The organism is Granulicella sp. dw_53, assembly GCF_018449545.1.
In the GTDB taxonomy this organism is placed as follows: Bacteria; Acidobacteriota; Terriglobia; order Terriglobales; family Acidobacteriaceae; genus Edaphobacter.
Genome location: NZ_JAAVUR010000014.1, coordinates 41651 through 66116 on the forward strand (window position 1 = coordinate 41651; position 24466 = coordinate 66116).

Sequence of the window (24466 nt, forward strand, 5' to 3'; positions counted from 1 at the left end):
CACACACTATGAAAACTATGACGCGTTTTACTCTTCTCCCTTGCGCACTTCTCTTTGTCTCGGCTGTCTCTCCTCTGCATGCGCTCTTGGCGGAACAGGGGGCGGCACAGAGCCAGCGAGCGGTCCGAAGCGATGGATCGACTTCGAGCTCGACTTCGACCTCGCGTTCCAGCACATCCTCTACGCAGGAGGAGGATGCTGCGTACGCCGCAGGCAGCCGCGCTCTGGAGCAGCAGCAATGGCCGGAGGCAGTGGCGTCCTTCGATAAGGTGATCAACGCCAAAGGCAAGCGGGCGGATGCGGCTCTGTACTGGAAGGCCTATACGCTGAACAAGCTGGGCAAGGGGCCACTAGCGTTGGCTACGTGCAACCAGCTGCGGTCGCAGTATGCGTCGAGTCCGTGGAACACAGATTGCCGTGCGGTATCGATCCCCTTGCGGCGCGATTTTGATGTCGATGTAGAGCTGCCTGAGCCACCATCTCTTCCTATGCCTCCCATGCCGGATATGGATGGTGAGAGACGGCATGGCCGAGATGCGGTTCAGCGAGGCTCGGATGACGATCTTAAGCTTCTGGCGCTGAACTCGCTGCTGAACCAGGATCCAGCGAAGGCTATTCCCGTTCTGCGTGCTATGCTCAGCGGAAACCAATCGATGAGGGTGAAGAAGCATGCGCTGTTTGTGCTGGCGCAGAGCAGGTCTCCGGAGGCGCAGTCCGTGCTGCATGATGCTGTGCTGGGGAAGATGGATCCGGAGCTGCAGCGCGAGGCGATCCAGTCGATGGCGGTCTTTCAAGGCAAGAGGGCGAACGATACGCTGGCGGAGGTGTATCGAAGCACGTCGGACGCCAGCGTCAGGAAGTCGATCATCTCGGCGTTCTTCATCTCGGGTGATGCGCCGAGGATGGTGGAGCTGGCGCGCAACGAGAAGGACCTGAACGTAAAACGCAACATCGTCTCGCAGCTTGCGCTGATGCATGACAAGGCCGCGACCGACTACATGATGGAGCTGCTGAAGTAAGTCGTTGCAACTCGCTGTCTACTGACCAAGAAGGAGAGATCCATGCGCCAATTTATCGGAATGGTTGTGATGGCAGTAGTTTTGTCTGGCGCTGCGGTTAGCGCTCAGCAACCGCAGATCGTTCATGCAGAGCTTACAAGTCGGCCTGCGAGCAAGGGGCTTGCTGGAGAGCTCGAAGCATTGAAGAGCACGAAGGCTACGGCGTGGGTGGGATATAGCATTCCTGCTACGCGAGGGTTTTCTGCAAGGGACAACGGCGGGATGACCTATCTTGAAGGCGATCATGGGAGTGTGGTGAAGAGCCATGAGGAGGAAGGGAAGGCTCCCGCGCAGGCGATGATCTTCCTGCGAGTCACGGCTGGAGCAGTCGAGAAGATTCGGGTGGAGAATATCGAGCGATCCATCGATGCCGGGGGAATGCGGGTGGCCTGGTTGACGAATGTAGGTGCGGAGGACAGCGTGACGACGTTGACGGCGCTGGCAAAGCAGAAGGATTCAAAGAAGCTGCGAGATGGAGCGGTCTTTGCGATCTCGGCTCACGCGGCGCCGGAGGCTACGCCGGCTTTGATTGGACTTGGTGCGCCGGGAAGCGATTTGGAATTGAGAGAGAAGGCAGCTTTCTGGCTGGCGAATCAGCGAGGGCACGATGGATTTCTCGCGATCCAGCACTGGGCGAGGGAGGACGCAGACGATGCGTTCCGGGAGAAGCTGACCTTCGACCTGACCTTGAGCAAGGAATCGGAGGCGATTCCAGAGCTGGTACGGATAGCGCATAACGATAGTTCGGTGCGGGTGCGAAAACAGGCCCAGTTCTGGATGGCACAGAAGGGCGGCAAATTGGTGCTTGGCGACCTGCATGAGATGGCGGAGAACGATCCCGAGGCGAGCCTGCGGAAGTCGGCGGTCTTCGCAATCTCGCGTCTGCCACAGGATGAGGCCACGACCCAACTGATCCAACTCGCCCAGACGGGGAAGGATCCCGCGGTGCGGAAGCAGGCGGTATTCTGGCTGGGACAGCCCAAGGATCCCCGTGCGTTGGATTATCTGACGCAGCTGCTGCAACGATAGTGTTAGGTGAACGACAAATAGCTTAGGAGATGCGTTATAGACTGGGGTTATTCTGCTGCGTCAGGCGCAGACATGAATCCAGAGAGGAGTCCCGTAAGCTGTGGACATCCCACACACTCCCGAGCAAACTGTTGCGGCGACCCAGGCTAAGCGGCTTTCGCTGCCTTCTGCCCTTTTGGATCGGATGCACGACTGTGTGATCTTTACGGATCTGGATGGGGTGATTACGGGATGCAACAGGGTTGTCTCGACAGTCTATGGCTATACTCCGGAGGAGTTGGAATGGCAGAACGTCGCAATCCTCTATCCGCCGGAGGATCGTGAGTTCCTGACTGAGACGCTGATCCCGGCGGTAATGAAGACGGGTGGATTTTCGGGCGAGCTCCGGCACCAGAGGAAGCTGGGAAATTACATCTACATCCATCTCTCGGTTTCGCTGCTGCAGCATGAGGACGGCACGCCGTATGGAATGGTAGGTTTCGCGGTCGATGTGACGCCGCAGAAATTGTCCGGAATTCAGAGCGACGGTCGATTCGAGGTTTTGACCCAGGCTCTACCTGCTCTGATTTGGTGGGCCGATCCGAACGGCGATATGAACTATGCCACCTCTCGCACGTTGGAGTATTTCGGAGTTCCGCTGGAACAGATCAGTGGCCGGCGCTGGATTGAGTTCGTTCATCCTGAAGACCGGGAGCACTCTCTAGCGGTCTGGGAAAGGGCGATTGCGGAGCGAGGAATCTTTGAGACGGAGTATCGGCTCCGTCGTCACGACGGAGAGTATATCTACCACCTGGGCAGAGGCCTACCAGTCTTCGATACCGATGGCAGCCTGACAGCGTTCGTCCGGACCTCCACCGATATCGACTCGCAAAGGAAGACCGAGACGGCGTTGCGTCAGTCGGAGAAGCTGGCGGCGGTAGGAAAGCTGGCTTCGAGCATCTCGCATGAGATCAACAATCCTCTGGCTGCTGTGACAAATCTTGTGTATCTGCTAATCAACAATCCCTCGCTCGATCAAACGGCGCGTGAGTATCTCAACTCCGCGCAGGACGAACTGGCTCGGATCGCGGAGATTACGACCCAGGCGTTGCGTTTCCACAAGCAATCCAGTGCGGCGGTCCCGGTTCGGATCGCGGACGTCCTGGATTCGGTACTGGCAATCTACAAGCCCCGTATCAAGTCGGGCGGCCTCCAGATCCATCGCGAGTATCACGGCACGCCACCCCTTAACTGTTTCGCCGGGGAGATTCGCCAGGTAATCGCCAACATCATTGGGAATGCGATCGACGCCACCCCGCAGGGAGGACGACTGCGGGTCCGGCTGCGATCCTCCACGGATTGGAAGACTCGCCAGCGGCTCGGCGTACACATCACAGTCGGCGATACGGGACATGGGGTTGAAGAGAAGAACCGGAAGCATATCTTCGAGGCTTTTTTCACCACGAAAGGTATTAACGGAACTGGATTAGGACTTTGGATCAGCAAGGATCTCATCGAAAATCATGGCGGCACGATCTCGCTCCGTAGTTCGACGGGCGTGGGTTCGTCCGGAACGGTGATCTCCATCTTTCTTCCGTTTGAGGCGATCCGTCCTCCACAGCCAGTGCAACCTGGGAACTCCGGGGTTATCCTGCCGTCGCTGCGTTCCTCCTAAAGGATGCGGCAGTGACGAGGTTGCGGAGGTCGTCGGCGACGCGGCGCTCACTGGCGGTCCAGGGTGATGCCGTTCCTCGGACCTCTTCCTTCCAGGCTGCAAACGAGGCACGGGGTGCGAGGCGGAAGCCGTCCTCCGTGGGGAGGACGGGCTTGTCGGGATTTCCTGCCCATGTAACTGTCTGAGCGATCTCCGGGCGGAAGTAGAGGATGCATTTGAGGGGATGGCGTGAGATCTCCAGTGCGATCACTCCCGAGGCCGTCTGGGTAAACTTCTCCGCTGCCGCGAAGTTGTTCTTCAGGGAGTTGGTGAAGAAGGTAGACGGGACGTTCATCTTTCGCAAAGAATCGACGAGTGTGAGCAGCTCCGTGTAGCTGGGCGTGATGCCTAGTGTCTGCACCTGATCGCCGACGACGATGGCAGCCCCTGCCGCTGGGATCAGGTTCAAGAGGTTTGGGGTGAACTTCAGTAGCGCGAGCAATGGATCGGACGATCCGGCCATGAGTTCCAGGAAGCGGGCCTGGATGGCGTTGGACTGGGCGCTGTAGGCAGACTCCTCCTCAATCTCGCGGCGTACGATCTCGCCTGAGAGTACCTGACCTAGGAAGGTGCATGCCTTCCTGAGCTCGAAGTGGACCACCTTGGGCGAGTAATGATGGCAGGAGATCAATCCCCAGAGCTTGCCATCCCGCAGGATGGAGATGGACGTCGAGGCCAGGACTCCCATGTTGGTGAGGTACTCGCAATGGATGGGGGAGACGCTTCGCAGGCCAGCGTAGGTGAGGTCGGTCGGCCTGCGGCTCACCGGATTGATGGCAGGCGTAAGGGGTACAGGCTTATAGGCCACGTCGGGGATGGAGCGTATCGGGCTGAGCGCATACATGCGGCGAGCCTGCTCCGGGATATCACTGGCGGGATACCAGAGGCCGAGATAAGGCTCGACGGACGCGATTCGCGACTCTGCGACGACCTCTCCTTCGCCGTTCGGGGCGAAACGATAGATCATCACACGGTCAAATCCGGTGACCTCCCGCAGACCTTCGGCAGCCTCGTCCAGCAGGAACTTCAGAGTGGGGGCCAATTGCAGACGGCCGGTGGTCTTCGAGACCGTCTTGTAGAAGTCGAGAAAGTGAGTGCTGTCTGCGGGAACGGCCGCTTCGAGCTCCAGGATGGAGAAGCCGTCATACCGGTGCCCCACTCCCTGCAACTCGATACCCTCCTGCCGGGAGCGCAGTTGAAGATCGACAGGATTATTTTCAGTCGGGTCTGATGTGTTCAAGGCGAAGCGGACGCGATCGACCTGGGCGGGAAGCAGAAAACTCTCCAGCCCCTTCTCCAAAAGCTGGTTGGGAGAGAGACCAATGAAATATTCGGTGTTATTGCTTACCTGCAGGATCGAGAGGTCGGGCTCGTTCAGAACGAACATGACGCCATGGGGCTGGATGGCGCCGGGAATGTGGATGGGCTCGCGGGCGCAGTTATCCAGATTGACGATGAAATCACTCATTGAAGCTCCTGTGAGGTCGTTCGGTGTATCAACCAATGCTCAAAGGATTGGAACATGGCGCAGGCTGTCTGTGCAGATTGTTCCGGAAAGCTGACGTGCTCTTCCAGTAAGCCTAGGAAGGCCTTCCAGTTAGATCCGGTATTTGTGCCTTGGCCGAAGAAGAAGGACGCTCCAGAGTCCTTGTCGAGGTGGAGGCTTGTTTCTATCTGGCGGTAGATAATCTGGCCGCCGAGCGCTGAGCCTTCGATGACGTAGAGCGCTCCGAGGACGGCATCGAGGGTGTCGAGCTTTGGCAGACCAGGACAATCGGGGATCTGTTCGATCTGATTTACCGTGGCTCCAAGGGATTGCATGTCACGTTCCAGGGGTGGGAGTTTGCTGCACTCCGGCCATTGAATGAGGTCGCGCACTGAAGAGGGCTGTGCGGCGAGCATGCTTTCAAATGGACGGTAGAGGCCAAGGTGGCTGCCCAGTAGACTGCGATATTCCGCGCGGGAGCTCAAGGCTCGCTGGAGATCGATGCGCTCTTCCAGTTGGGAGTGAAGCGCACGAGTTCGCGTTCGAATCAACTCCAACACTGCTGGCATTTCTCTTGAGCGTAGCATGGGCGATATTCCGCTGGACTTCGGGGCGGGTGATCCGATGGCGGCGCGCTTATGGATCGCCACGGGGGCGTCTAGCGACGAGTGGGCGGATTCGTAGAATAAAAAGGCTGCAGATGTGTCTAATATTTACTATGACGACTTCTGCATTCGTTCCGGCCTCTGAACTGACAACCTCTGAATCGCGGCAAGCTGGCATTCTCCCGCGTGGATGTACGTTCTCCGAGTCCGACTGGCGTGCGCTCGCGCCGTTCTGGTATCCGGTGGCCTTCTCGCACGAGATCACGGACCAGCCTTATGCTGCGACCCTTTTGGATGAGCGCGTTGTGGTCTATCGGCTCTCTGACGGCACCTTATCCGCGGCACGGGATATCTGCTATCACCGGGGGGTGCCTCTGAGTCTCGGTCACGTCGAGAGCGACGAGATTATCTGCAAATATCACGGTCTACGATACGACCGAAACGGGAAGTGCACCTGCATTCCTGCGCATCCAAATGGCGCTATCTCGCCCCGTCTAAGGCTGGATATGTTCGGCGTGCAGGAGCGTTACGGGCTGGTCTGGGTCCGTCTGGTAGACGATGGCCCGCTTCCGCTCCCCGAGATGACGGAGTGGGAAGATCCTGATTACCTCAACGTGCTCCCCGACAGCGTTGCGATCAACGCTGCTGCCGGACGCCAGGTTGAAGGCTTTCTCGATGTAAGTCACTTCGCGTTCGTTCATACTGCAAGCTTTGGAGAGCCCGATAATCCTGTCGTGCCGGATTATCCAGTGGTGAAGACCGAAACAGGCTTCGTGGCCGATTACATCAGCACGGTCAGCAACTACTCTCACGAGTTCAAGCACTTGAATCCTCCGGGCTTTCTGTGGAGGCGGCGATTCGAGGTGTTCTTTCCGTTTACCGCCAAGCTGACGGTATTCTTTCCAGGAGATGCACGGCTTCACATCTTGAACGTCGCCTCCCCTGTCTCGGCCCGAAAGACGCGGCTCTTTGTTCCTATCTGCCGAAACTTCGACAAGGATGCGCCGCTGCAGGCGACGCTCGACTTCAACTACCAGGTGTTCGCCGAGGATATTGCCATCGTGGAGCGGCAGTTCCCAGAGGACCTGCCGATCGACCTCCAAGCCGAAGCTCATTTCCCCGCGGACCGAAGTTCGATCGCCTATCGAAGAGGGCTTGCAGGGCTGGGCCTAGGGCGAAGCTACACCGCGTAGAATCGTCTCCTCTAGAACTTGCCGAGCGCGAGATTCGCTACGCTGTGCCAGGCCTTGGTCATGCCGAGGGGGATTCTGAACTGCTGTACGACGATGACGAAGGCCGATGCCCACAAGGTGATGCGGTGAATCCTGCGTAGGGTGAAGAGGTCGTAGGCGGCTAGCAGGACCAGGAAGGCATAGCAGACCATATCTGCTCCCCAATGGCTGCGGACGATGAAGGCGAAGGGCCAGCGGGCGATGGCCGCGTCCAGGATGGCTACGGTGGCGATAAGGATAAGGCGTTTGTGGGCTGCGGAGTCGAAGCGGGCTCGGTAGGCGAGGTAAATGAGCACCGCGAAGACGATCATGTCGGTGATGGGGACGATGAAGAAGGTGGCTGAATCGAGCCCAGGGACTGCGAAGCCGCGGCGGAGGGAGTCGCGTGCGGCGAGAGTGCCGAGGATGACCATGAGGCAGGCCAGACCGAAACCGTAGAGCCCGAGGCGTTTGTGGAGGTCGAGACGGCGGGCTGAGATGAGGCCAGTTTGGACGGTGAGAAGGATGAGCCAACTGGAGAAGATCGCTCCATGGATGTGGATGAGCGCGTTCGGGAGAGGAGCGCGGACGAGTCCGGCGAGGTAATAAGTGCGGGCGAATCCGATCAGGACGGTTGCGAGGATGAGAATCGTCATGAGGGAGAAGAAGATGCGGTCGTAACGCCGATTAATCGGGCGCAGCACGGTCGTAGCCATGTGTTTCTCCAAAGGAAGAAATGAATTCAGGGCCTGTTGGTTCTCTGTGGGGGGAGCCTGCAGTATATACGTCCGGATGCGTCTTCCCGATGAGGAATTTGCCGATGCTTTTGTTAGTTCGCTCCGTTTTCCTAATTCAAAAGCATGGAGACGATGGAGGCGGACATGAGGTTGGCCATGGTGCCGGCGAGCATGGCGCGGAGACCTAGCTGGGCAAGGTCGTTGCGGCGGTTGGGGACGAGGGCTCCGATGCCGCCGATCTGCATCCCGATGCTGCCGACGTTGGCGAAGCCGCATAGGGCGAAGGTGGCGATGGAGAAGGAGCGGGGGAGAAGAGTCGCCTTCATCGCGCCGAGCTGAGTGAAGGCGACGAACTCGTTGATCATGGTGCGTGTGCCGAGGAGATTCCCGATGGCGCGGGCCTCGTGCCAGGGAATGCCGATGAGCCACGCTACCGGGGCTCCGACGACTCCGAGGATGGCGTTGAGGGAGTGTGGGAAGGGAATATGCCCGTGAGCCCAGGCGAAGTTGGAGATACCGAGCATGATGGCGTTGAAGAGGCCGACGAGGGCGACAAAGCTGATGAGCATGATGGCGACGTTGAAGGCGAGCTGACCGCCGTCGATGGTTCCGCGGGCGATGGCGGCGATGAGGTTGTCGTTCTTGTGCTCTTCGTTGGGCGGCATGGTGACGGTTCCGGCGGTCGCGGGAACTTCGGTCTCGGGGACTAGCATTTTGGCGACGAGGATGGTTCCGGGAGCGGTCATGATGACGGCGGAGAGGAGATCCTGGGCGTTGATGCCGAAGCTGATGTAGGCAGCCATGATGCCGCCGGAGACGTGGGCCATTCCGGAGGTCATGATGACCATGAGCTCGGAGCGCGTGGCTCCGGCGAGGAATGGCCGGATGGTGAGAGGCGCTTCGGTCTGACCCATGAAGATGCTCGCGGCGACGTTGGTGCTTTCGGCTCCGCTGGTTCCCATGGTCCACTGCATGATCCAGGCTACGAAGCGGATGACCTGCTGCATGAGGCCGATGTGATAGAGGACGGCGAAGAAGGCACTGACGAAGATGATGGTGGGAAGGACGGCGAAGGCGAAGATGGCGAGTGCGCTCTTGGGATCGCCGAGTGGGCCGAAGACGAGGGATGAGCCATCGGCAGAGTGGGCGAGGAGCGAGGTAATGACGACCGATGTCTTATGGAGGATGACCTGTCCAGCGTTCCACTTGATGACCAGGAAGGCGAAGAGGAGTTGAAGGCCGAGACCCCAAGCTACTGTGCGCCAGCGGATGGCGCGACGATTGGTGGAGAAGGCGTAGGCGAGACCGAGGAAGGTAATAAGGCCTAGAAGTCCGGTGAAACGTGCCAAGGCGATCTCCAACTGCGAATTTGTTTGAGCGTTATGGGGAGTGTACTGGAGAGAGGGGTTGGAGTGGCTATGGTGGGTTGCGGCGTTATCGTGATGTGTAACTCCATGTGACCCCCCTCCCCCCATAATGGGCTAAATTCTTCGAACAAGATCGTTTCGGCCTGGACCTCTGGCCGAGGTTAAATGCGAAGATCCGGCGGTTGGCCGGATCCTGACTTCTGATACTTCTTCTGAGTTAATTATATCGGCGGTGTCAAGGGCTAGTTTTTAATGGACTTTCGTCTCCTCGTGCGGCGTTTGCCGCGCGAGGATATTCCAATCGTCGTAGCCGAGCAGATAGCCGTGGGCTTTCAGGTCGTCGAAGAGTGGCTGACGATCCGCCTTCTTCAGGTGAATGTGTTCAAAGTTGATACATTCAGGCTGCACCGGCATATTCAGCGCCATGCGTACGACGGCCGCGTCGAAGCCTTCGGCGTCGATCTGGAGAAGGTCGATCTTTGTCAGACCCAGTTCTGCCACAAGAGAGGCAAGTGAACGACAAGGTACAGTTATCCGCTCGATCTCATGAGATTTTTTGCCGTGATGCATCAGATGTTTCTCATAGAACGAGGCGACCTGAAGTGTTTGATCGGTCTCAGAGTCTGTCGCGTTCTTCTTGATTCGGTAGAGGTGAGCTTCTCCGTCCTTATCTCCGATTGCAGTTTGAAGGAGGGTGACGTTTGGAAGCCCTTCGTAATTTTTTTTCAGACGGGCGAATGCGAAGGGATTCGGCTCGATCAAGATTGCTCGGGTAGAACCTCTTGTTACGTATTGCCGGATCGGATCGTTCGTGATGCCATCGCATGCCCCGACCTGTAGGATCGTGACCTCTTCTCCGCGCGCATAGTAGCTATCCAAGACCAGATGCAGCGGTTCCAGCGTGGCAGCCGGCAGCGTACGCCGAACTTCGAAGGGTGTCATTGCCACCATCTGTCGCACAAGAGATTTGATTCGACGAATCATCGGTTCATAGTAACAAACGCATTCAATTAAATTTTTCTTTTGTAATAAGTGCCAATGAGGTAGAGAATCACCTATCGCTTCCTTGCCGTAAGCCTGCGATTTTCCTACCGATTTCTTTACTTCCCGATCTTCGACCGCATCACCCAATTCCCATCGAATGGCGCTATATTTGTTCCCAATATCGTTGCGTATCCAACGATGCTGGAAGCAACCAGCAGGTCACTCCGCACCAGGAGCGCTACAGCTCAAACGTCTATCTGAAGGACCAGATAGCCCTTCATCTTGGCATCGTGACGCCGCAGAGCGTTCAGCGATATCTTGCGCTCCATTCGGCGATTGTCGCCGCGAAAGAGAAGAATACGGCCAGGCGGCCAGACTTGGGTGGAATTGGCTCCATGATCCGCGCTCTATTACCAAGCTCTTCGATAGAAAAAGTCTCAAAGACACCAAGAGACTGCTTGTGCCGATCCTGTAGCTACGGGTTGCCGGATAAGTCGTCATAGAGCCGGGGTTAGCCATGTATGCCAATCGCTTTGCGAGAGGCTTATAATCGCGGCGCGGTTGTGTCTTCTCTCTTGAAAGGACTTTGTGCCATGTTTTCTATGCGGTTTTCTATGCGTCGTGGGTTGCAACTTACTGCTGTTTCTTTTGTCCTAAGTCAGATGGTTTATGCGCAGGAGTCTCCGGAGGCTAACCGTAAGGTCGCTGGGGGCGGGATCAGTGCCGCTGGATGGGAAGGCAAGGTCGATGCCAATGCGGAGAAGGCGGGGCAGACCGTAAATGACGCCAAGCTAACGATGGAGGGCAAGAGTCTGCACGTAACTACGGGTCCGGCGATCACTTACTGGAGTCCGAAGGATGTAGCGAAGGGCGACTATACCGTCTCTGCGACGTTTTCCGAGCCGAAGTTTATGAACCTGAATACGCATCCGCATCCTTATGATTGTGATCGCGGGGAACGGCCTGGGGACCGCGGACCAGAGCTTCCTCTACTGTGCTGCGTATGGGAATGGAAGCTTTATCGTGCGGGGATTCGGTCCGGAGGCGTTCCAGATGAACGGCAGGGGCGAGAAGAACGACGCCGTTCACAAGGCGGCGAGAGCGGGAGAGCCAGTGTCGCAGGAGATTGCGATGCAGGTTAAGGGTGACAAGGTGTCGTGCATCATCAACGGAACGACCGTCGGGACCTACGACAAGGCAGCGCTGGTGACGGCAGGAAAGCTGAAGTCGACCGATGGATTGTACGGGATTCGCTTCGCGCACAACACGGATGCGACGGTTACGGATCTGAAGATGACGAAGCCGTAAGAGGTTCGGCGGCGGTCCCTCGCAACAGCCGTCGAAACCCTTCCAACTGTCGCAAGATCGTTGGCAAACGCAACGTTGAATCGCGGGTCGCACCTTCAAGGCTGCGACCCGTTCGATATTGCGCGTTCAGTTAGAAATTTCTCCAATTCGATTAATTGACCAATGGTATGTTAATAGCGTACTGCTGGTTAATTAAGGAGAGCTATGAAGAGGGTTTTGGTCAACGGAATTACTGGTCATCTCGGGTATGCGATCGCAAAACTACTGAAAATCAAAGGATACGAAGTTAGGGGAACGATGCGCAGGCTCTCGCGGCTTTCGAACTTCCCTCACCTTCAAAAACTCGGTATCGAGATCGTCGAAGCCGACAATTTAGACCAAGTCTCGATGGAACGCGCCCTAAGCGGGATGGAAGGGTTCTTCCAGGTCGCAGCAGTCTTCGACATGACCGCGAAAGATCCCGTTAAATCGGTAGTCGATCCCAATCTCCTCGGCACCGAGCGAGCGCTTCACGCGGCAGCCGCGGCAGGAGTCAAGAGAGTGGTGTACACCTCCAGCATCACCGCGGTCGGAACGACTCGTCCGGGGCAGTCTCCGAAAGATGAAGATGACTGGAACTTGAACGCCGTCGAACCCTATACGCGCTCCAAAGCACTCTCCGAAAGACGCGCGTGGGAGCTTGCTGAAGAGCTCCATCTCAATCTGGTCAGCGTGCTGCCTGGCAACATGCTCGGTCCGGACTTCGCCGAACCCACCCCTAACATCGACTTCATCGTAAACGCCTTAAACGGAAAGATTCCGGTGGCCCTTCCTATGTCGCTCAGCTACGTTGACGTTCGCGACGCTGCGGACGCCCATATCCGTGTCTATGAGCATAGGGAAGCTTCCGGAAGATATATCGCCACCGGCGAGACCTGGAGTTTTTCGAAGATGCTGGGAGAGATCAAAAGACTGAGGCCCAAAGCCAAGACCTCTGACAAAGTTGTCCCGATCGCGTTTGCGCGGCTCATGCCTTTTTTCGATGCCACTCTTCATCGAATTACGGGAGCGCCGAGAGTCATAACGAGTGCGACCATCAAGGAATATCTTGGTATGAAACAATTGTTTGCCTCCAAGCGGCTTCAAGAAGGGATGGGCTGGCAAGCGCGACCAATTCAGGAAAGCCTCGCTGATACTCTGGAATGGATCGACCAAATCGCTTTAAAAACCCCAAATGGATAAACAAAGAGCCCGAAGCCCGGAAGAACTCGCGTGTCGAAAGAAGTCCATCGTCGATGCGCTGGAGAAATTGTTGAAAAAACAGCTTCTTCCTCTCCCCTCAACCCAAGAGATCGCGGAAAAAGCGGGAGTAACGAAGGGCGTTATTTACCACTACTTCGAGACGAAAGAAGAGATCTTTCTCACGCTTCTCCGGCGGGAGATCCAAAAGCTGATGGACGCTATCTCAGAGATTCTGGATGGGCCCGAGTACTCAGCCGAGGCCATGCGAGATTGCTTTGTCAAATGCTGCCAGAACGACATTCTGATGTATCTGGGGTCGATCGGCCCGAGCATCCTCGAGGCCAATATCTCGTCTGACTTCACTCTGGGATTCAAGGAGTTCAACTTCGTTGGAACCGATGAACTGGCCAAACGCTGGCATCGGGCTGAGCCGGGGATCTCGCTCGAAGATCTCCGTAAATTCCTAGTAAGAATGTATTTTTCAGCGTTGACTCAGTGGCAGTACTATCATCCACCGAAGGCGGTGAGCGAAGCCTTTTCCAAAAGCCCGGATGATCCGAGAACGACGAACTGGCTTTCGCTCTTTGAGGGGGACTTCGCCACCTCTCTTAGAGAATGCTATGACTGGCTCTGGCACGGAATGCACGCCACTGCGGCGCCCAAGAAGGAGCGTCTGGGTTCGCGTTCTCGAAGATGAATCGGTCTGGTACTTTCAGGTTCTGCACCTCCAATTTTTGTTTCGCCACACCTGGAGCGTGTTTTAGATATGTCTTGGTTCTGACTCGGGCTTCAAGGCCGGGTCAGAGTCGAAGACTGGTGGGCGGCTGTCTGCTCGGTTAGCCTGCTCCTTACGCTTGCGGCGGATCTCGCGCACGGCGACGACGAGCAGTCCGGCGAAGGTGAAGGCGACGAGCAGTCCGGCGGAGAGTCCGTGGAGTTCGGCCACTTGTCCGTAGAGCAGGGCCAAACCGACGAAGACAAAGACGATGTGGGCGCAGAAGACCTCGAGCGATGCCTTGCCGAGGGTGGTGAGAGGCTTGATGAGGACCAGGCGGGTGACGATTCCGCGAGCCCAGTAGATGACGCAGGTGAAGGCGATGAGGTTGATCAGGCGCAGGGGGCCGATCTGCCATTTGTCGAGCGACAGGGCGAGGCGCTCCTGAGTGAGATGGCTTCCCAGCCAGTCGTGACGCACGCCGATGAAGAAGAGGCAGATTGCCGTAGTCAGCGGGAAGACGAAGCGAGGGAGTCGGGCGAAGGGGAGTCTTCCTTCGACCGAAGCTGCTCCCAGCGCCATGCCGCTGATCCAGATGATCTGCCAGACGAAGAGGTTGAAGGCTCCGGTCTCCTGCAATGGGATATGGAGGTGGGTGAGGTGCACGACACCACTGTGGATCCAGGTTTTGAGGCCGAACTGAGCCAGCAGCCAGACGGCCCCGCTGGCGTAGAGAATCTCTTTCCAGCCGCGCCGCGCCGCGATGGCGAGGACGTAGGGTGTGATCAGGAGAAAGATCACATACATGGGCAGGATATCGAGCAGGGGTGGGCAGTAGATGAGCAGCAGCAAGCCGAGGATGGCGGTTACGGGGTGGGCGAGGTAGAAGTTGAGCAGATTGGTGAGAGCGAGCTTGTGGTGGGCGACGGCGAAGGCGGCGGCCAAGGTGAAGGCGAGGGTCAGGAGGATGAGGTGATATCCGTAGATGCGCAACGCCCGCTTCCAGAGCTTGGTGCGGACTTTGACCTCGTCCTCCGCGGCCTTGCGGATGTAGAGGCGGGCGACGAGAAGCGCGGAGAGGAAGACGAAGCCATCGGCGGAGGAGACGAAGCCGAAGGGTTGGTTGACCAGATCGCTGAAGTGCGTGGGGAGGTGGGTGAGGGTCATCCAGACGAGGAAGAGACCGCGCAGGGCATCGAGCTCGGGACGACGTTCCGTCTTGCGTGGAAGCCCGGCGAATCGAAGGACGGAGGTCAGTTGCTTCGGAGGATCAAACGGCACATGGTCTCCACTGCCTCTTAAGACGCAGAAAGAGGCGGAGGGTTGCGGGGAGCTCCTGCACGGGTTTTGAACGGGCTACTTTAATTCAGTGGGGCGAATGGTTTGCGGGATTCGGGCCTAAAGGCTAGTGGTGAGTTGGACGAGGGTTTTGAGGGCCGGCATGGTGGCTATATCCGCCAAGGTGAACTTGTCCATGTGGGCGAAGAAGGCGTTGTAGGCGTCGTCCAAGGCGTGTTTGAGCAGGCACTCGAAGCGCAGGGGGCAGGGCTGGGTAAAGCAATCGACGACGGCGTTTCCGGGTTCGGTGAGACGCAGGACTTCGCCGATGCGGATGGATTCGGGAGGGCGGGAGAGGCGGAGACCGCCGCCCTTGCCTTTGGTGGTGACGATTAATCCGTGCTGGCCGAGTTGATGCACGACCTTGACCATGTGGGTGTAAGGGACATGGAAGAGGGTCGATGTGGCTCGTGCCGTGACCGTTACAGAGGTGACGCGATCACGGCTGGCCAGGTAGATGAGAAGCCGCAGGCTTATATCGGAAAAACGCGTGAGCTGCATAGTTGGAGATCGATCCTGGACTATTATCCAGCCTTTGAACGATGTCCTAAGGTGGTGAGGCTTAGTCGGCTGCGGTCAGATGAGCTTCGTCGTAGAGGATCTTTTCGCGGGCGATCATGATGTCGGCGAGCTGGTTGTAGGCTGCGCCCCAGGCGTCGAGCACTTCGGGTGTCGCTCCGTCGCCGAGTACGGTCTTGATGGCTCCGAGGAGATGCTCACCGACGATGGGATATTGCTCGGGGAGGACGTGGAGTCCGACGTGTTTGTGGGCGATCTTGTCGATGGGGGCGTTGAGTTGGACGAGGCGGTCGATGTTGGCTGCGTAGGCGAGGATGGCGCCTGCGAGACGACGGGCCTGGCTGCCATCTTTCTGATTTTCGGGGTCGAACATGGTTCTGAGCTCGGGGTGAGCGGCGAGCATCTGCTGATAGAAGACCCGGGTGATCTCTTCACCGTGTTTTTGAAGGACGGGAACGGTCGATTTGATGATCTGCGTTTGATTGTCTAGCAAGGTGCACCTCGTATTTATAATATAGATTGTAAATCTATATTCAGAGATACATTTTGCTTGGATTATTTTCTGGATCCGATGGGGCGGGCAGGGTTGCCGGCTACGGTGGCTCCAGCGGGGACATCGTGGGTGACGATGCTGCCGGCTCCGATGATGGCGTCGTCGCCGACGGTGATCCCGGGGAGGAGGATGGCTCCGCCGCCGATCCATACGTTGGCTCCGATGCGGACAGCGCGGCCGCTTTCGAGGTTGGCGCGGCGGGCTTCGGGGTCGCGGGGATGGTCGGCGGCGTAGATCTGGACGGAGGGGCCGATCTGGGTGCGGTCGCCGATCTCAATGAGGTTGACGTCGAGGAGGACGCAGTTGAAGTTGAGGAAGACTCCGATGCCCAGGTGGATGTTGTAGCCGTAGTCGCAGAAGAAGGGTGGGCGGATGGTGGCTCTTTCTCCGCAGGAGGCTAAGAGTTCTTTCAGTAGGGGAGTGTGGGTCGCGGGGTCGTGTGGGGTGGTGTTGTAGGTGTGGAGGAGGGTGGTGGCGTGGAGGCGGTCGGCGATGAGGGTGGGGTCTTCGGCGTTGTAGAGGGCGCCGCTGAGCATCTTTTGTTTTTCGGTGAGGTTATTGGGTGGTTGAAGTGGCATCGGTGATGGTCTCGCGGATGAGGGGTTGGAGGGTGGGTGGAGTGGGAGAGAGTTGGAGGGTGGCGCGGAGCATCTCGTAGGGTTCGGTGAGGAGGGTGGGGTCTTCGCTGAAGAGAGTGATGAGGGGTTGGTTGGGTTCTACTTTGTCGCCGAGTTTGATGTGCATCTCGATGCCAGCGTGGGCGCTGACGGGGTCGCCGGGATGGAGGCGGCCGGCTCCGAGGCGTTGGACGGCCCAGCCTACTTCGGTGCAATCCATGGAGGCGAGGTAGCCGGAGGTCTCGGCTTTCAAGGTGCGGGTGGCAGTGGGTTTGTGAAACGCGGCGGGATCTGCGAAGACGCTGGTGTCGCCGTGGTGGGCTTCTACTATCTTGAGCCAGGCCTGGTAGGCCGCGCCGGATTTGAGGATCTCGTTGGAGAGGGCTGCGCCGGCTTCGGGGGTGGCGGCTTTGCCTGCGAGGTGGAGCATCCAGCCGGAGAGGGCGTTGGTGAGTTCGATGAGGTCGGCCGAGAGGGGGTGGCGGACTTGCTTCATGATGTCGACGCACTCCCAGACCTCGACCCAGTTGCCGGAGAAGCGGCCGAGGGGCTGGTCCATCTGGGTGATGAGGGCGACGGTGCGGGTGCCGGCGAGGGTGCCGGTCTGGACCATGAGGTTGGCGAGGTGGCGGGAGTCGTCGTAGGACTTCATGAAGGCGCCGCTGCCGGTCTTGACGTCGAGGACGAGGGCGTTGAGGGACTCAGCGAGCTTTTTGCTCATGATGCTGGCGGTGATGAGGTTGGGGGACTCGATGGTGCCGGTGTGGTCGCGGAGGGCGTAGAGGATGCGGTCGGCGGGGACGAGGGTGGGAGTTTGGCCAATGAGGGAGGCTCCGCAGCTCTTGAGGGTTTCGAAGAACTGCTGGAGGGTGAGTTGGGTGTTGAAGCCGGGGATGGTTTCGAGCTTGTCGAGGGTGCCGCCGGTGTGGCCGAGGCTTCTTCCGGAGATCATGGGGACGCAGATGCCGGGGACTCCGGCGGGTGTGGGAGAGGCAAGGCCGGCGGCGGCGACGATGGGGGCGATGAGCAGGGAGGTCTTGTCGCCGACGCCGCCGGTGGAGTGCTTGTCGATGGTGAAGGTGTGGAGGGGAGTGGCGTCGAAGACCTCGCCGGAGAAGCGCATGGCGGAGGTGAGGTCGGCGAGCTCCTGCGGGTTGAGGCCGAGGAGGAAGATGGCGGTCAGGAGAGAGGTGGCCTGAGCGTCGGAGATGGTGCGGTCGACGATTCCGCGGATGAAGGCCTGGATCTCAGCGGTAGTGAGAGGCAGGCCTTCGCATTTGTGGCGGATGATGTCGACGGCGTGGATGGTATTGCTTGATTTGGTCATATGGATTGCGGAGTGTCGGGGAGGAGGGATTCGGAGAGGAAGGCTGCGGGGAGCAGGTCGGCGATGGAGGCTTCGACGGTGATGCCGTTGGGGCCGGGGAAGAAGATGCGGGTGGTGGGAGTGCTGAACTCCTGGATGGTCTGGCGGCAGGCTCCGCAGGGTGGGCAGACGGCGCCGTTGAGGTTGACGACGACGATGGTGTCGAGACGGATGGAGGGTCCGTAGAGGGCGACGGCGGCGGCGATGGCAGACTGTTCAGCGCAGGTGGTGAGGCGGAAGGAGGCGTTTTCGACGTTGCAGCCGGTGAGGATGGTGTTGGGGAGGATGTTGGTTGCGGGGTCAGACGCGAGAAGGATGGCTGCTCCGACGCGGAAGTGGCTGTAGGGGGCGTGGGCGTTCAGGGCGACGGCGGCGGCGCGGTCGTTGAGGTCGGTGAGCTGGGATGGGGTGAGGGTGGGCGAGGCTTCGACCTGGGTGTCTGGAGTCGGCATGATGTGTGAGGGTACCGGGTGGCAGAGGGGAAGGCAAGTGAGGTGTTGGTTGTGTCGCGGAGCGCGGGGATGAGAGGGATTTGGCAGGGCGGATGAACTTGTCGAGGCTTCGAAGCATCGTATGGGAGGCGGCGGTATGCTGCTGAGAGTATGGAGTGTTATGCCGCCTGCGAAGACGAAAAAACCGGGTAAGAGCAAAGCCCAGGCGATTGCGCCAGTGGATGCGGCGGAGACTGCGCTGGGGCTGTTTCATCCGATTACGGCGCAGTGGTTTCGAGCGGTGTTTGATGGGCCGACGGCTCCGCAGGTAGAGGGGTGGCCGGCGATTGCGCGGGGGGAGTCGACGCTGATCCTGGCGCCGACCGGGACGGGCAAGACGCTGACGGCGTTTCTGTGGTGCCTGGACAAGTTAATGTTACGAACCCCGATGGATGCAGTGCGAGGGTGCCGGGTGGTGTATCTGTCGCCGTTGAAGGCGCTGGCGGTGGATGTGGAGCGGAATCTGCGGTCTCCGTTGGCGGGGATTGCGAACATGGCTGCGCGCGAGGGTGTTGCCGTGCGGATGCCGGAGATCAGCGTGCGAACGGGGGATACTTCGCCGAAGGATCGGGCGCGGTTTGCGCGGCATCCGGGGGATATTTTGATTACGACTCCAGAGTCGCTTTATCTGTTGTTGACGAGTGAGGCGGGGGAGGGGCTGCGGTCGGTCGAGACGGTGATCGTGGATGAGATTCATGCGCTGGTGCCGAGTAAGCGCGGGGCGCATATGGCTCTGTCGCTGGAGCGGCTGGAGGCGTTGACGGGACGGCGGGTGCAGCGGATTGGCTTGTCGGCTACGCAGAGGCCGTTGGAGGAGGTGGCCAGGTTCCTCGGCGGAGCCGAGACAGGGGAGAGGCAGGGATTAGGGGTTAGGGATCAGGGGTTAGCGGGCTTGGGGGATGGGGTTGATGGAAATGTAACCGATGCTGTTGCAGGATTGCCTGAGAGTGTTGAGCCTGGTGTCGGGATTGATGCTGTGTTGATGAGTGCAGCTAGTGATGATGGGGTGAAGCCGGATGTTGGGGTGGATGCGCCGCTGTACCGGCCGGTGACGGTGGTAAATGCTGGGGCGAGGAAGGTGCTGGAGCTGAAGGTTGAGGTTCCGGTGGAGGATATGGCCCGGCTGGGCGAGATTGAGGAGCAGCCGAGTGGGCCTGCGAGCCAGGGGCCGAAGAGGACGAGCATCTGGCAGAGTATTCATCCGAGGCTGCTGGAGATTATTCGCGGGCGGACCTCGACGCTGATCTTTGTGAATGCGCGGCGGATCGCGGAGCGGCTGGCTGGTGCGCTAAATGAGCTGGCGGGCGAGCCGATTGCGCGGGCGCACCATGGGTCGTTGGCTGCGGTGCAGCGGACGGAGATTGAAGAGTTGCTGAAGGCGGGGAAGATCAAGGCGCTGGTGGCGACGAGCTCGCTGGAGCTGGGGATCGATATGGGAGCGATCGATCTGGTGATTCAGATTGAGGCTCCGCCGAGCGTGGCGAGTGGGATGCAGCGGATCGGGCGGGCGGGGCACTCGGTGGGGATGCCTTCGGCGGGAATTATCTTTCCGAAGTATCGTGCAGATTTGATTGCGTGCGCGGCGGTGACGCGGGCGATGCATGAGGGGCATGTGGAGTCCACGCGGTTTCTGCGGAATCCACTGGATGTGCTGGCGCAGCAGATTGTGGCGGTGATTGCGCATCCTCCGCTTGGCGTGGTGGACGCGGAGCTGCGAAGGAAGCACGCCAGCAGCGAGGAGGAGAGTCCGGGGATCAGTTATGAGGCTCTATTTGCGTTGGTGCGAGGGGCGGCTCCGTTTGCGGGGTTGGGGCGCGGGATGTTCGATGGGGTGCTGGATATGCTGGCGGGGAGGTATCCGTCGGATGAGTTCGCGGAGCTGAGGCCGAGGATTACGTGGGACCGGACGAAGAACTGGATCACGCCGCGACAGGGGGTGAAGCGGATCGCGATTCTGAATGGCGGGACGATTCCAGATCGGGGTTTGTATGGCGTGTTCCTGGCTGGAGAGAGAAGCAAGCCGATTCGGGTGGGTGAGCTGGATGAGGAGATGGTCTTCGAGAGCCGGACGGGGGATACGTTTATCCTCGGCGCTTCGACGTGGCGGATCGATGAGATTACGCATGACCGGGTGCTGGTGACGCCCGCGCCGGGCGAGGCGGGCAAGATGCCGTTCTGGCATGGAGACCAGGCGGGGCGGCCACTGGAGTTCGGACGAAGGATCGGAGCGCTGGTGCGAGAGCTGCGCGATATGCCACGCAGTGTGGCGATAGCTCGATTGACGACGGAGCACGATCTGGAGCCGGGTGCCGCTGAGAATGCTTTGCGGTATCTGGCGGATCAGGAGCTGGCTACGGTAGTGGTTCCGGACGATCGCAACATCGTGATTGAACGGGTGCGGGACGAGTTGGGGGATTGGCGGGTGTGTGTGCTGACGCCGTTCGGAAGCAGGATTCATGCTCCCTGGGCGATGGCGATTACGGCGAAGCTGCGGGCGAGTGGCGGGAGCAGCGACGTCGAAACGATGTGGAGCGAGGATGGGTTTGTGCTGCGGTTTCCGGAGAGCGATACGCCGCCGGATGTCGAGGCGGTGATGCTGGAGCCGAATGAGGCGGCGGAGCTGGTGCTGCGGCAGTTGGGATCGACGGCGCTGTTTGCGGCGAAGTTCCGGGAGAGTGCTTCGCGGGCGCTGTTACTGCCGAGGCGCCGGGCGGACGGGCGAACTCCGTTGTGGCAGCAGAGAAAGAGGGCGTATGACCTGCTGAGTGTCGCGAGCCGGTATGCGAGTTTTCCGATTTTGCTGGAGGCTTACCGGGAGTGTCTGCGGGATGTCTTCGATATGCCGGCGCTGATGGAGACACTGCGGGCGATTGGGAGCCGCAGCCTGCGGGTGCATACGGTGGACTCGCGGACGCCGAGTCCGTTTGCTTCGGCGTTGTTGTTCAGTTATGTCGCGAACTACATCTATGACGGAGATGCTCCGCTGGCGGAGAGGCGAGCGCAGGCACTGTCGATCGATCAGGACCAGTTGCGGGAGTTGATGGGTGATGCGGATCTGCGGGAGCTGCTGGATCTGGCGGCGATCGAGGAGACGGAGGAGCAGTTGCAGTGCCTGGTGGAGAGTTACAAGGCGCGGAACATGGATGGTGTGCACGATCTGTTGTTACGGCTGGGGGATCTGACGCGGGTGGAGCTGTTGCGTCGATGTGTAACGGAAGAGGTTGCAGATGCTGTCGCCAAACTGATGCGTGCGCGGCGGGTGCTGGAGGTTCAGGTTGCGGGAGAGAGACGATTGATCGCGGTGGAGGATGCGGCGCGATATCGGGATGCCGTGGGGATTCCGTTGCCGCCGGGGTTGCCGGGAGCGTTTCTGGAGGAGTCGCCGGAGGCGATGGTGGATCTGGTGCGGCGTTTCGCGCGGACGCATGGGCCTTTTACGACGCATGAGGCCGCTGCGCGATTTGGTTTGCCAGCGGCGAGTGTGGAGGCGGTGTTGCAGCGGCTGGTGCAGGCGGGTCGGGTGGTGGAGGGTGGGTTTAGGCCGGGCGGGGTGCATCGGGAGTGGTGTGATGTGGAGGTACTGCGGGCGGTTCGGCGCAAGTCGCTGGCGAGGTTGCGGAAGGAGGTCGAACCGGTGGAGCAGCGGGTGTTGGCTCGGCTGCTGACGCGCTGGCAGGGGGTGGTGCAGCCAAGGCGGGGGCTGGATGCGCTGCTGGATGTGATCGAGAATTTGCAAGGCGCTCCGCTGCCGGCTTCGGTGTTGGAGACGGAGATTCTGCCGGCTCGGGTGGTGGGATATAAGAGCGCCGATCTGGACATGCTGGTGGCGGCGGGCGAGGTGGTTTGGGTGGGGTTCGATGCGATTGGGGAGAGGGATGGGAGGGTCGGGCTTTATCTTGCGGAGAGGTTGCCTGTGCTTTGGCGGGGTTCGGAGGGTGGAGCGGTTGCGGGGGCTTCGAAGGAGGAGGCGATTGTTGCGTTCTTGAAGGGGCGAGGCGCTTCGTTCTTTCAGGATTTACATGATGGGATTGGTGGCGGCTATCCGGGGGAGACACTGGAGGCTTTGTGGGGGCTGGTGTGGAAGGGGATGGTGACGAACGATGGCATGGCTGCGCTGCGGGCTTATTGCGAGCGGCCTGCGACGGCTTCGCGAGGGCGAAGGGTGCATCAGCAGGGGGCTGGATTCCGGTCGCGGCGGACCACTCCACCTACGGGACAGGGGCGTTGGGGTCTGAATGCTGCGGCGTTTGCGGAGGGGGCTGCGGGAACGGCTTGGAGTCTGGCGATGGCGACGCAGTTGTTGACGCGTTATGGGGTGGTGTTTCGGGAGACTGCGCATGCGGAGGGATTGGTGGGAGGCTTCAGTGCGGTGTATGACGTGCTGAAGGCGATGGAGGAGAGTGGCAAGGTGCGGCGAGGATACTTTGCCGCGGACCTGGGAGCTACGCAGTTTGCCATGCCTGCTGCGGTGGATCTGCTGCGGAGTCTGCGGATGCAGCGGGAGGGTGAGAGCGCCGAGATGCTGATGTTGGCTGCTACCGATCCGGCGAATCCTTATGGGGCTTTGTTGCGGTGGCCTGCGGGCGGCGATGAGGGGAGTTCGTTGACGCGGAGCGTGGGGGCGAGGGTGATCTTGTGCGATGGTGCGTTGGTGGCGTATCTGCGGAGAGGGAATCCGAATGTGCAGGTGTTTCTGCCGGAGGAGGAGCCTGGACTCTCGCAGGTGGCTCGGGCGTTGGCGGAGTTCTTCGTGAAGAGGGTGCAGGGGGAGAGGGACGAGGATGACGCTACGGGGCGGGCTGGGATGTTGATCTCTTCTGTGAATGGCGTTGCTGTGGCGGAGAGTGTGATGGCGCAGCCTTTGCTAGATGCGGGGTTTGTGGCGGGAGCGATGGGTTTCAATGTCAGGCGGGGTTTGCCGCAGTTACCGGGAGTTGCGAGGGTTGGGGTGCGGACTGCTTAGTGTGATTTGGGAGGTGGGAATTGCCTGAAGGGGATACTATTTATCGGGCTGCGAGGGCTTTGCAGAGGGCGCTGGGTGGGAAGGTTGTGACTGGGTTTGAGACTGGGTTGGCTAAGCTGGCTCGGGTGAATGATGATGCTTCGCTGGTGGGGCGAGTGGTGGAGAGGGTGGAGTCGCGGGGGAAGTGGTGTCTGATCTTTTTCTCGGGCGATTTGGTTTTGGTGACGCATATGTTGATGAGTGGGAGCTGGCATCTTTACCGGACGGGGGAGCGGTGGCAGATGGGGCGAGCGCGGATGCGGGTGGTGATTCGTACGGCGGATTGGGAGGCTGTGGCTTTCAATGTTCCGATCGCGGAGTTTCATACGGCCAAGTCGCTGGAGCGGAGTGCGCAGGTACCGAAGCTGGGGCCGGATATTCTGGCGGAGGGATTTTCGGTGGAGGGTGGGGTGGCTCGGCTGGCGGAGTATGGAGCGGCGCATCCGGAGGCGGAGGTTGGGGTGGTGCTGCTGAATCAGCGGGTGCTGGCTGGGTTGGGGAATGTTTATAAGAGCGAGGTGGCGTTTGCGGCTGGGGTGAATCCGTTTCGGACGATGCGGACGGTGACTGCGCGGGAGATGGAGGCGATGGTGGAGGTGGCTCATCGGTACATGAAGGCCAATGTTGTCGATGGGAAGGGCGAGGGGATTGTGACCTACTCGGGGAATCGCAGGACGACGCGGGCGATGGACCGGGAGGAGCGGCTGTGGGTGTATCGGCGGGAGGGGCAGGAGTGCCGCCGGTGTGGGGCGACGGTGGTAATGCGGAAGCAGGGGGTGCAGGTGCGGTCTAGTTATTGGTGTCCGGAGTGTCAGCCCTGGGTGGGGGCAGCTTAGGGACCCCCTCCCCCCCTTGCCTGCGTGTAACCGTATTTGTTTCAGTGAGATATTCGGCGGAAGGTGCGCTAAGTGCTTCTCAGGAAAGGGCTTGCGTCCAAATACGTGCAGTGGCTGGAGTTACGGGATTTCGATTGTTAAAGAGCAAAGCCCCCGAGTTTGGGGGCTGTTTTCTATTTCTATTTTATCAAGCTGGTTATAACTAACGTGCCACTTTTGTTTTCATTTTATCTTGTTTGTTTTTATTGGTTTGTGGGGTTTTAGTGGGTTTGGGGGGCTTGACAGGTTTGATTGCTTGGTGTGGGTTTGAGATTGGTTTCGGGGTAAGGG

At 59.4% G+C, this 24466-nt stretch carries 20 protein-coding genes; 9 read left to right on the top strand and 11 right to left on the bottom strand.

Annotated features, from left to right (window positions below):
* Positions 1–17 precede the first annotated feature (17 nt).
* The 3 genes from HB393_RS19285 to HB393_RS19295 all read left to right on the top strand — a co-directional run bounded on the left by HB393_RS19285 (position 18) and on the right by HB393_RS19295 (position 3741).
* Complete coding sequence (locus tag HB393_RS19285; RefSeq protein ID WP_213806833.1) at positions 18–1019, top strand: HEAT repeat domain-containing protein; 1002 nt, start codon at positions 18–20, stop codon at positions 1017–1019.
* Between the two features lie 42 nt (positions 1020–1061).
* Entirely contained in the window at positions 1062–2087 is a 1026-nt protein-coding gene (locus HB393_RS19290) for a HEAT repeat domain-containing protein (RefSeq protein WP_213806834.1), read from the top strand.
* A gap of 100 nt (positions 2088–2187) precedes the next feature.
* Positions 2188–3741 (top strand): PAS domain-containing sensor histidine kinase, encoded by a 1554-nt coding sequence (locus HB393_RS19295; RefSeq protein ID WP_213806835.1) that lies wholly within the window; start codon positions 2188–2190, stop codon positions 3739–3741.
* On the opposite strand, the gene HB393_RS19300 is transcribed toward HB393_RS19295, so the two are convergent.
* Positions 3713–5248, bottom strand: a complete 1536-nt coding sequence (locus HB393_RS19300) for a GAF domain-containing protein (RefSeq protein ID WP_213806836.1) — start codon at positions 5246–5248, stop codon at positions 3713–3715. The two genes, HB393_RS19295 and HB393_RS19300, sit on opposite strands and share 29 nt — an antisense overlap.
* Positions 5245–5835, bottom strand: a complete 591-nt coding sequence (locus HB393_RS19305; protein WP_213806837.1) for a biliverdin-producing heme oxygenase — start codon at positions 5833–5835, stop codon at positions 5245–5247. Before HB393_RS19305 ends, HB393_RS19300 begins: the two co-directional genes overlap by 4 nt.
* 149 nt (positions 5836–5984) lie before the next feature.
* Between HB393_RS19305 and HB393_RS19310 the strand changes: the two genes are divergently transcribed.
* Positions 5985–7064 carry an aromatic ring-hydroxylating dioxygenase subunit alpha gene (locus tag HB393_RS19310; protein ID WP_213806838.1) on the top strand — a complete coding sequence of 360 codons (1080 nt, stop codon included), beginning with the start codon at positions 5985–5987 and terminating at the stop codon, positions 7062–7064.
* 11 nt (positions 7065–7075) lie between these two features.
* On the opposite strand, the gene HB393_RS19315 is transcribed toward HB393_RS19310, so the two are convergent.
* The 3 genes from HB393_RS19315 to HB393_RS19325 form a co-directional block, all read right to left on the bottom strand.
* On the bottom strand, positions 7076–7798 hold the full coding sequence (locus HB393_RS19315; protein ID WP_213806839.1) for a hypothetical protein: 723 nt from the start codon (positions 7796–7798) through the stop codon (positions 7076–7078).
* 131 nt (positions 7799–7929) lie between these two features.
* Positions 7930–9168, bottom strand: coding sequence for a nucleoside transporter C-terminal domain-containing protein (locus HB393_RS19320; protein WP_213806840.1), 1239 nt, complete (start codon positions 9166–9168; stop codon positions 7930–7932).
* Positions 9169–9435: 267 nt separating this feature from the next.
* On the bottom strand, positions 9436–10317 hold the full coding sequence (locus tag HB393_RS19325) for an FkbM family methyltransferase (protein WP_213806841.1): 882 nt from the start codon (positions 10315–10317) through the stop codon (positions 9436–9438).
* A 792-nt stretch (positions 10318–11109) separates the two neighbouring features.
* On the opposite strand from HB393_RS19325, the gene HB393_RS19330 reads away from it, so the two are divergent.
* From HB393_RS19330 to HB393_RS19340, 3 genes are all read left to right on the top strand, one after another.
* A complete protein-coding gene (locus tag HB393_RS19330; RefSeq protein WP_213806842.1) occupies positions 11110–11478 on the top strand; it encodes a hypothetical protein in 369 nt (122 codons plus the stop codon).
* Positions 11479–11694: 216 nt separating this feature from the next.
* Complete coding sequence (locus HB393_RS19335) at positions 11695–12699, top strand: NAD-dependent epimerase/dehydratase family protein (protein WP_213806843.1); 1005 nt, start codon at positions 11695–11697, stop codon at positions 12697–12699.
* A 70-nt stretch (positions 12700–12769) separates the two neighbouring features.
* The gene (locus HB393_RS19340; protein WP_213806844.1) at positions 12770–13396 is read left to right on the top strand and encodes a TetR family transcriptional regulator; all 627 of its coding nucleotides are present in this window, start codon (positions 12770–12772) and stop codon (positions 13394–13396) included.
* Between the two features lie 63 nt (positions 13397–13459).
* Here HB393_RS19340 and opgC read toward each other — a convergent pair whose 3' ends face one another.
* The 6 genes from opgC to HB393_RS19370 form a co-directional block, all read right to left on the bottom strand.
* Positions 13460–14695 (bottom strand): OpgC domain-containing protein, encoded by a 1236-nt coding sequence (opgC, locus tag HB393_RS19345; protein ID WP_213806845.1) that lies wholly within the window; start codon positions 14693–14695, stop codon positions 13460–13462.
* 117 nt (positions 14696–14812) lie between these two features.
* Positions 14813–15253 carry an Rrf2 family transcriptional regulator gene (locus tag HB393_RS19350; RefSeq protein ID WP_213806846.1) on the bottom strand — a complete coding sequence of 147 codons (441 nt, stop codon included), beginning with the start codon at positions 15251–15253 and terminating at the stop codon, positions 14813–14815.
* A 61-nt stretch (positions 15254–15314) separates the two neighbouring features.
* Positions 15315–15764, bottom strand: a complete 450-nt coding sequence (locus HB393_RS19355; RefSeq protein ID WP_213806847.1) for a globin domain-containing protein — start codon at positions 15762–15764, stop codon at positions 15315–15317.
* Between the two features lie 62 nt (positions 15765–15826).
* A complete protein-coding gene (locus HB393_RS19360) occupies positions 15827–16402 on the bottom strand; it encodes a sugar O-acetyltransferase (RefSeq protein ID WP_213806848.1) in 576 nt (191 codons plus the stop codon).
* Complete coding sequence (locus HB393_RS19365) at positions 16380–17768, bottom strand: thymidine phosphorylase (protein WP_213806849.1); 1389 nt, start codon at positions 17766–17768, stop codon at positions 16380–16382. The genes HB393_RS19360 and HB393_RS19365 overlap by 23 nt, the downstream gene beginning before the upstream one ends.
* Positions 17765–18259 (bottom strand): cytidine deaminase, encoded by a 495-nt coding sequence (locus HB393_RS19370; RefSeq protein WP_213806850.1) that lies wholly within the window; start codon positions 18257–18259, stop codon positions 17765–17767. The genes HB393_RS19365 and HB393_RS19370 overlap by 4 nt, the downstream gene beginning before the upstream one ends.
* A 136-nt stretch (positions 18260–18395) precedes the next feature.
* Between HB393_RS19370 and HB393_RS19375 the strand changes: the two genes are divergently transcribed.
* Together HB393_RS19375 and HB393_RS19380 are read left to right on the top strand one after the other, a co-directional pair.
* On the top strand, positions 18396–23261 hold the full coding sequence (locus HB393_RS19375; protein WP_255551377.1) for a DEAD/DEAH box helicase: 4866 nt from the start codon (positions 18396–18398) through the stop codon (positions 23259–23261).
* Positions 23262–23281: 20 nt separating this feature from the next.
* On the top strand, positions 23282–24136 hold the full coding sequence (locus HB393_RS19380; protein ID WP_213806851.1) for a DNA-formamidopyrimidine glycosylase family protein: 855 nt from the start codon (positions 23282–23284) through the stop codon (positions 24134–24136).
* The last annotated feature ends 330 nt before the right edge of the window (positions 24137–24466 follow it).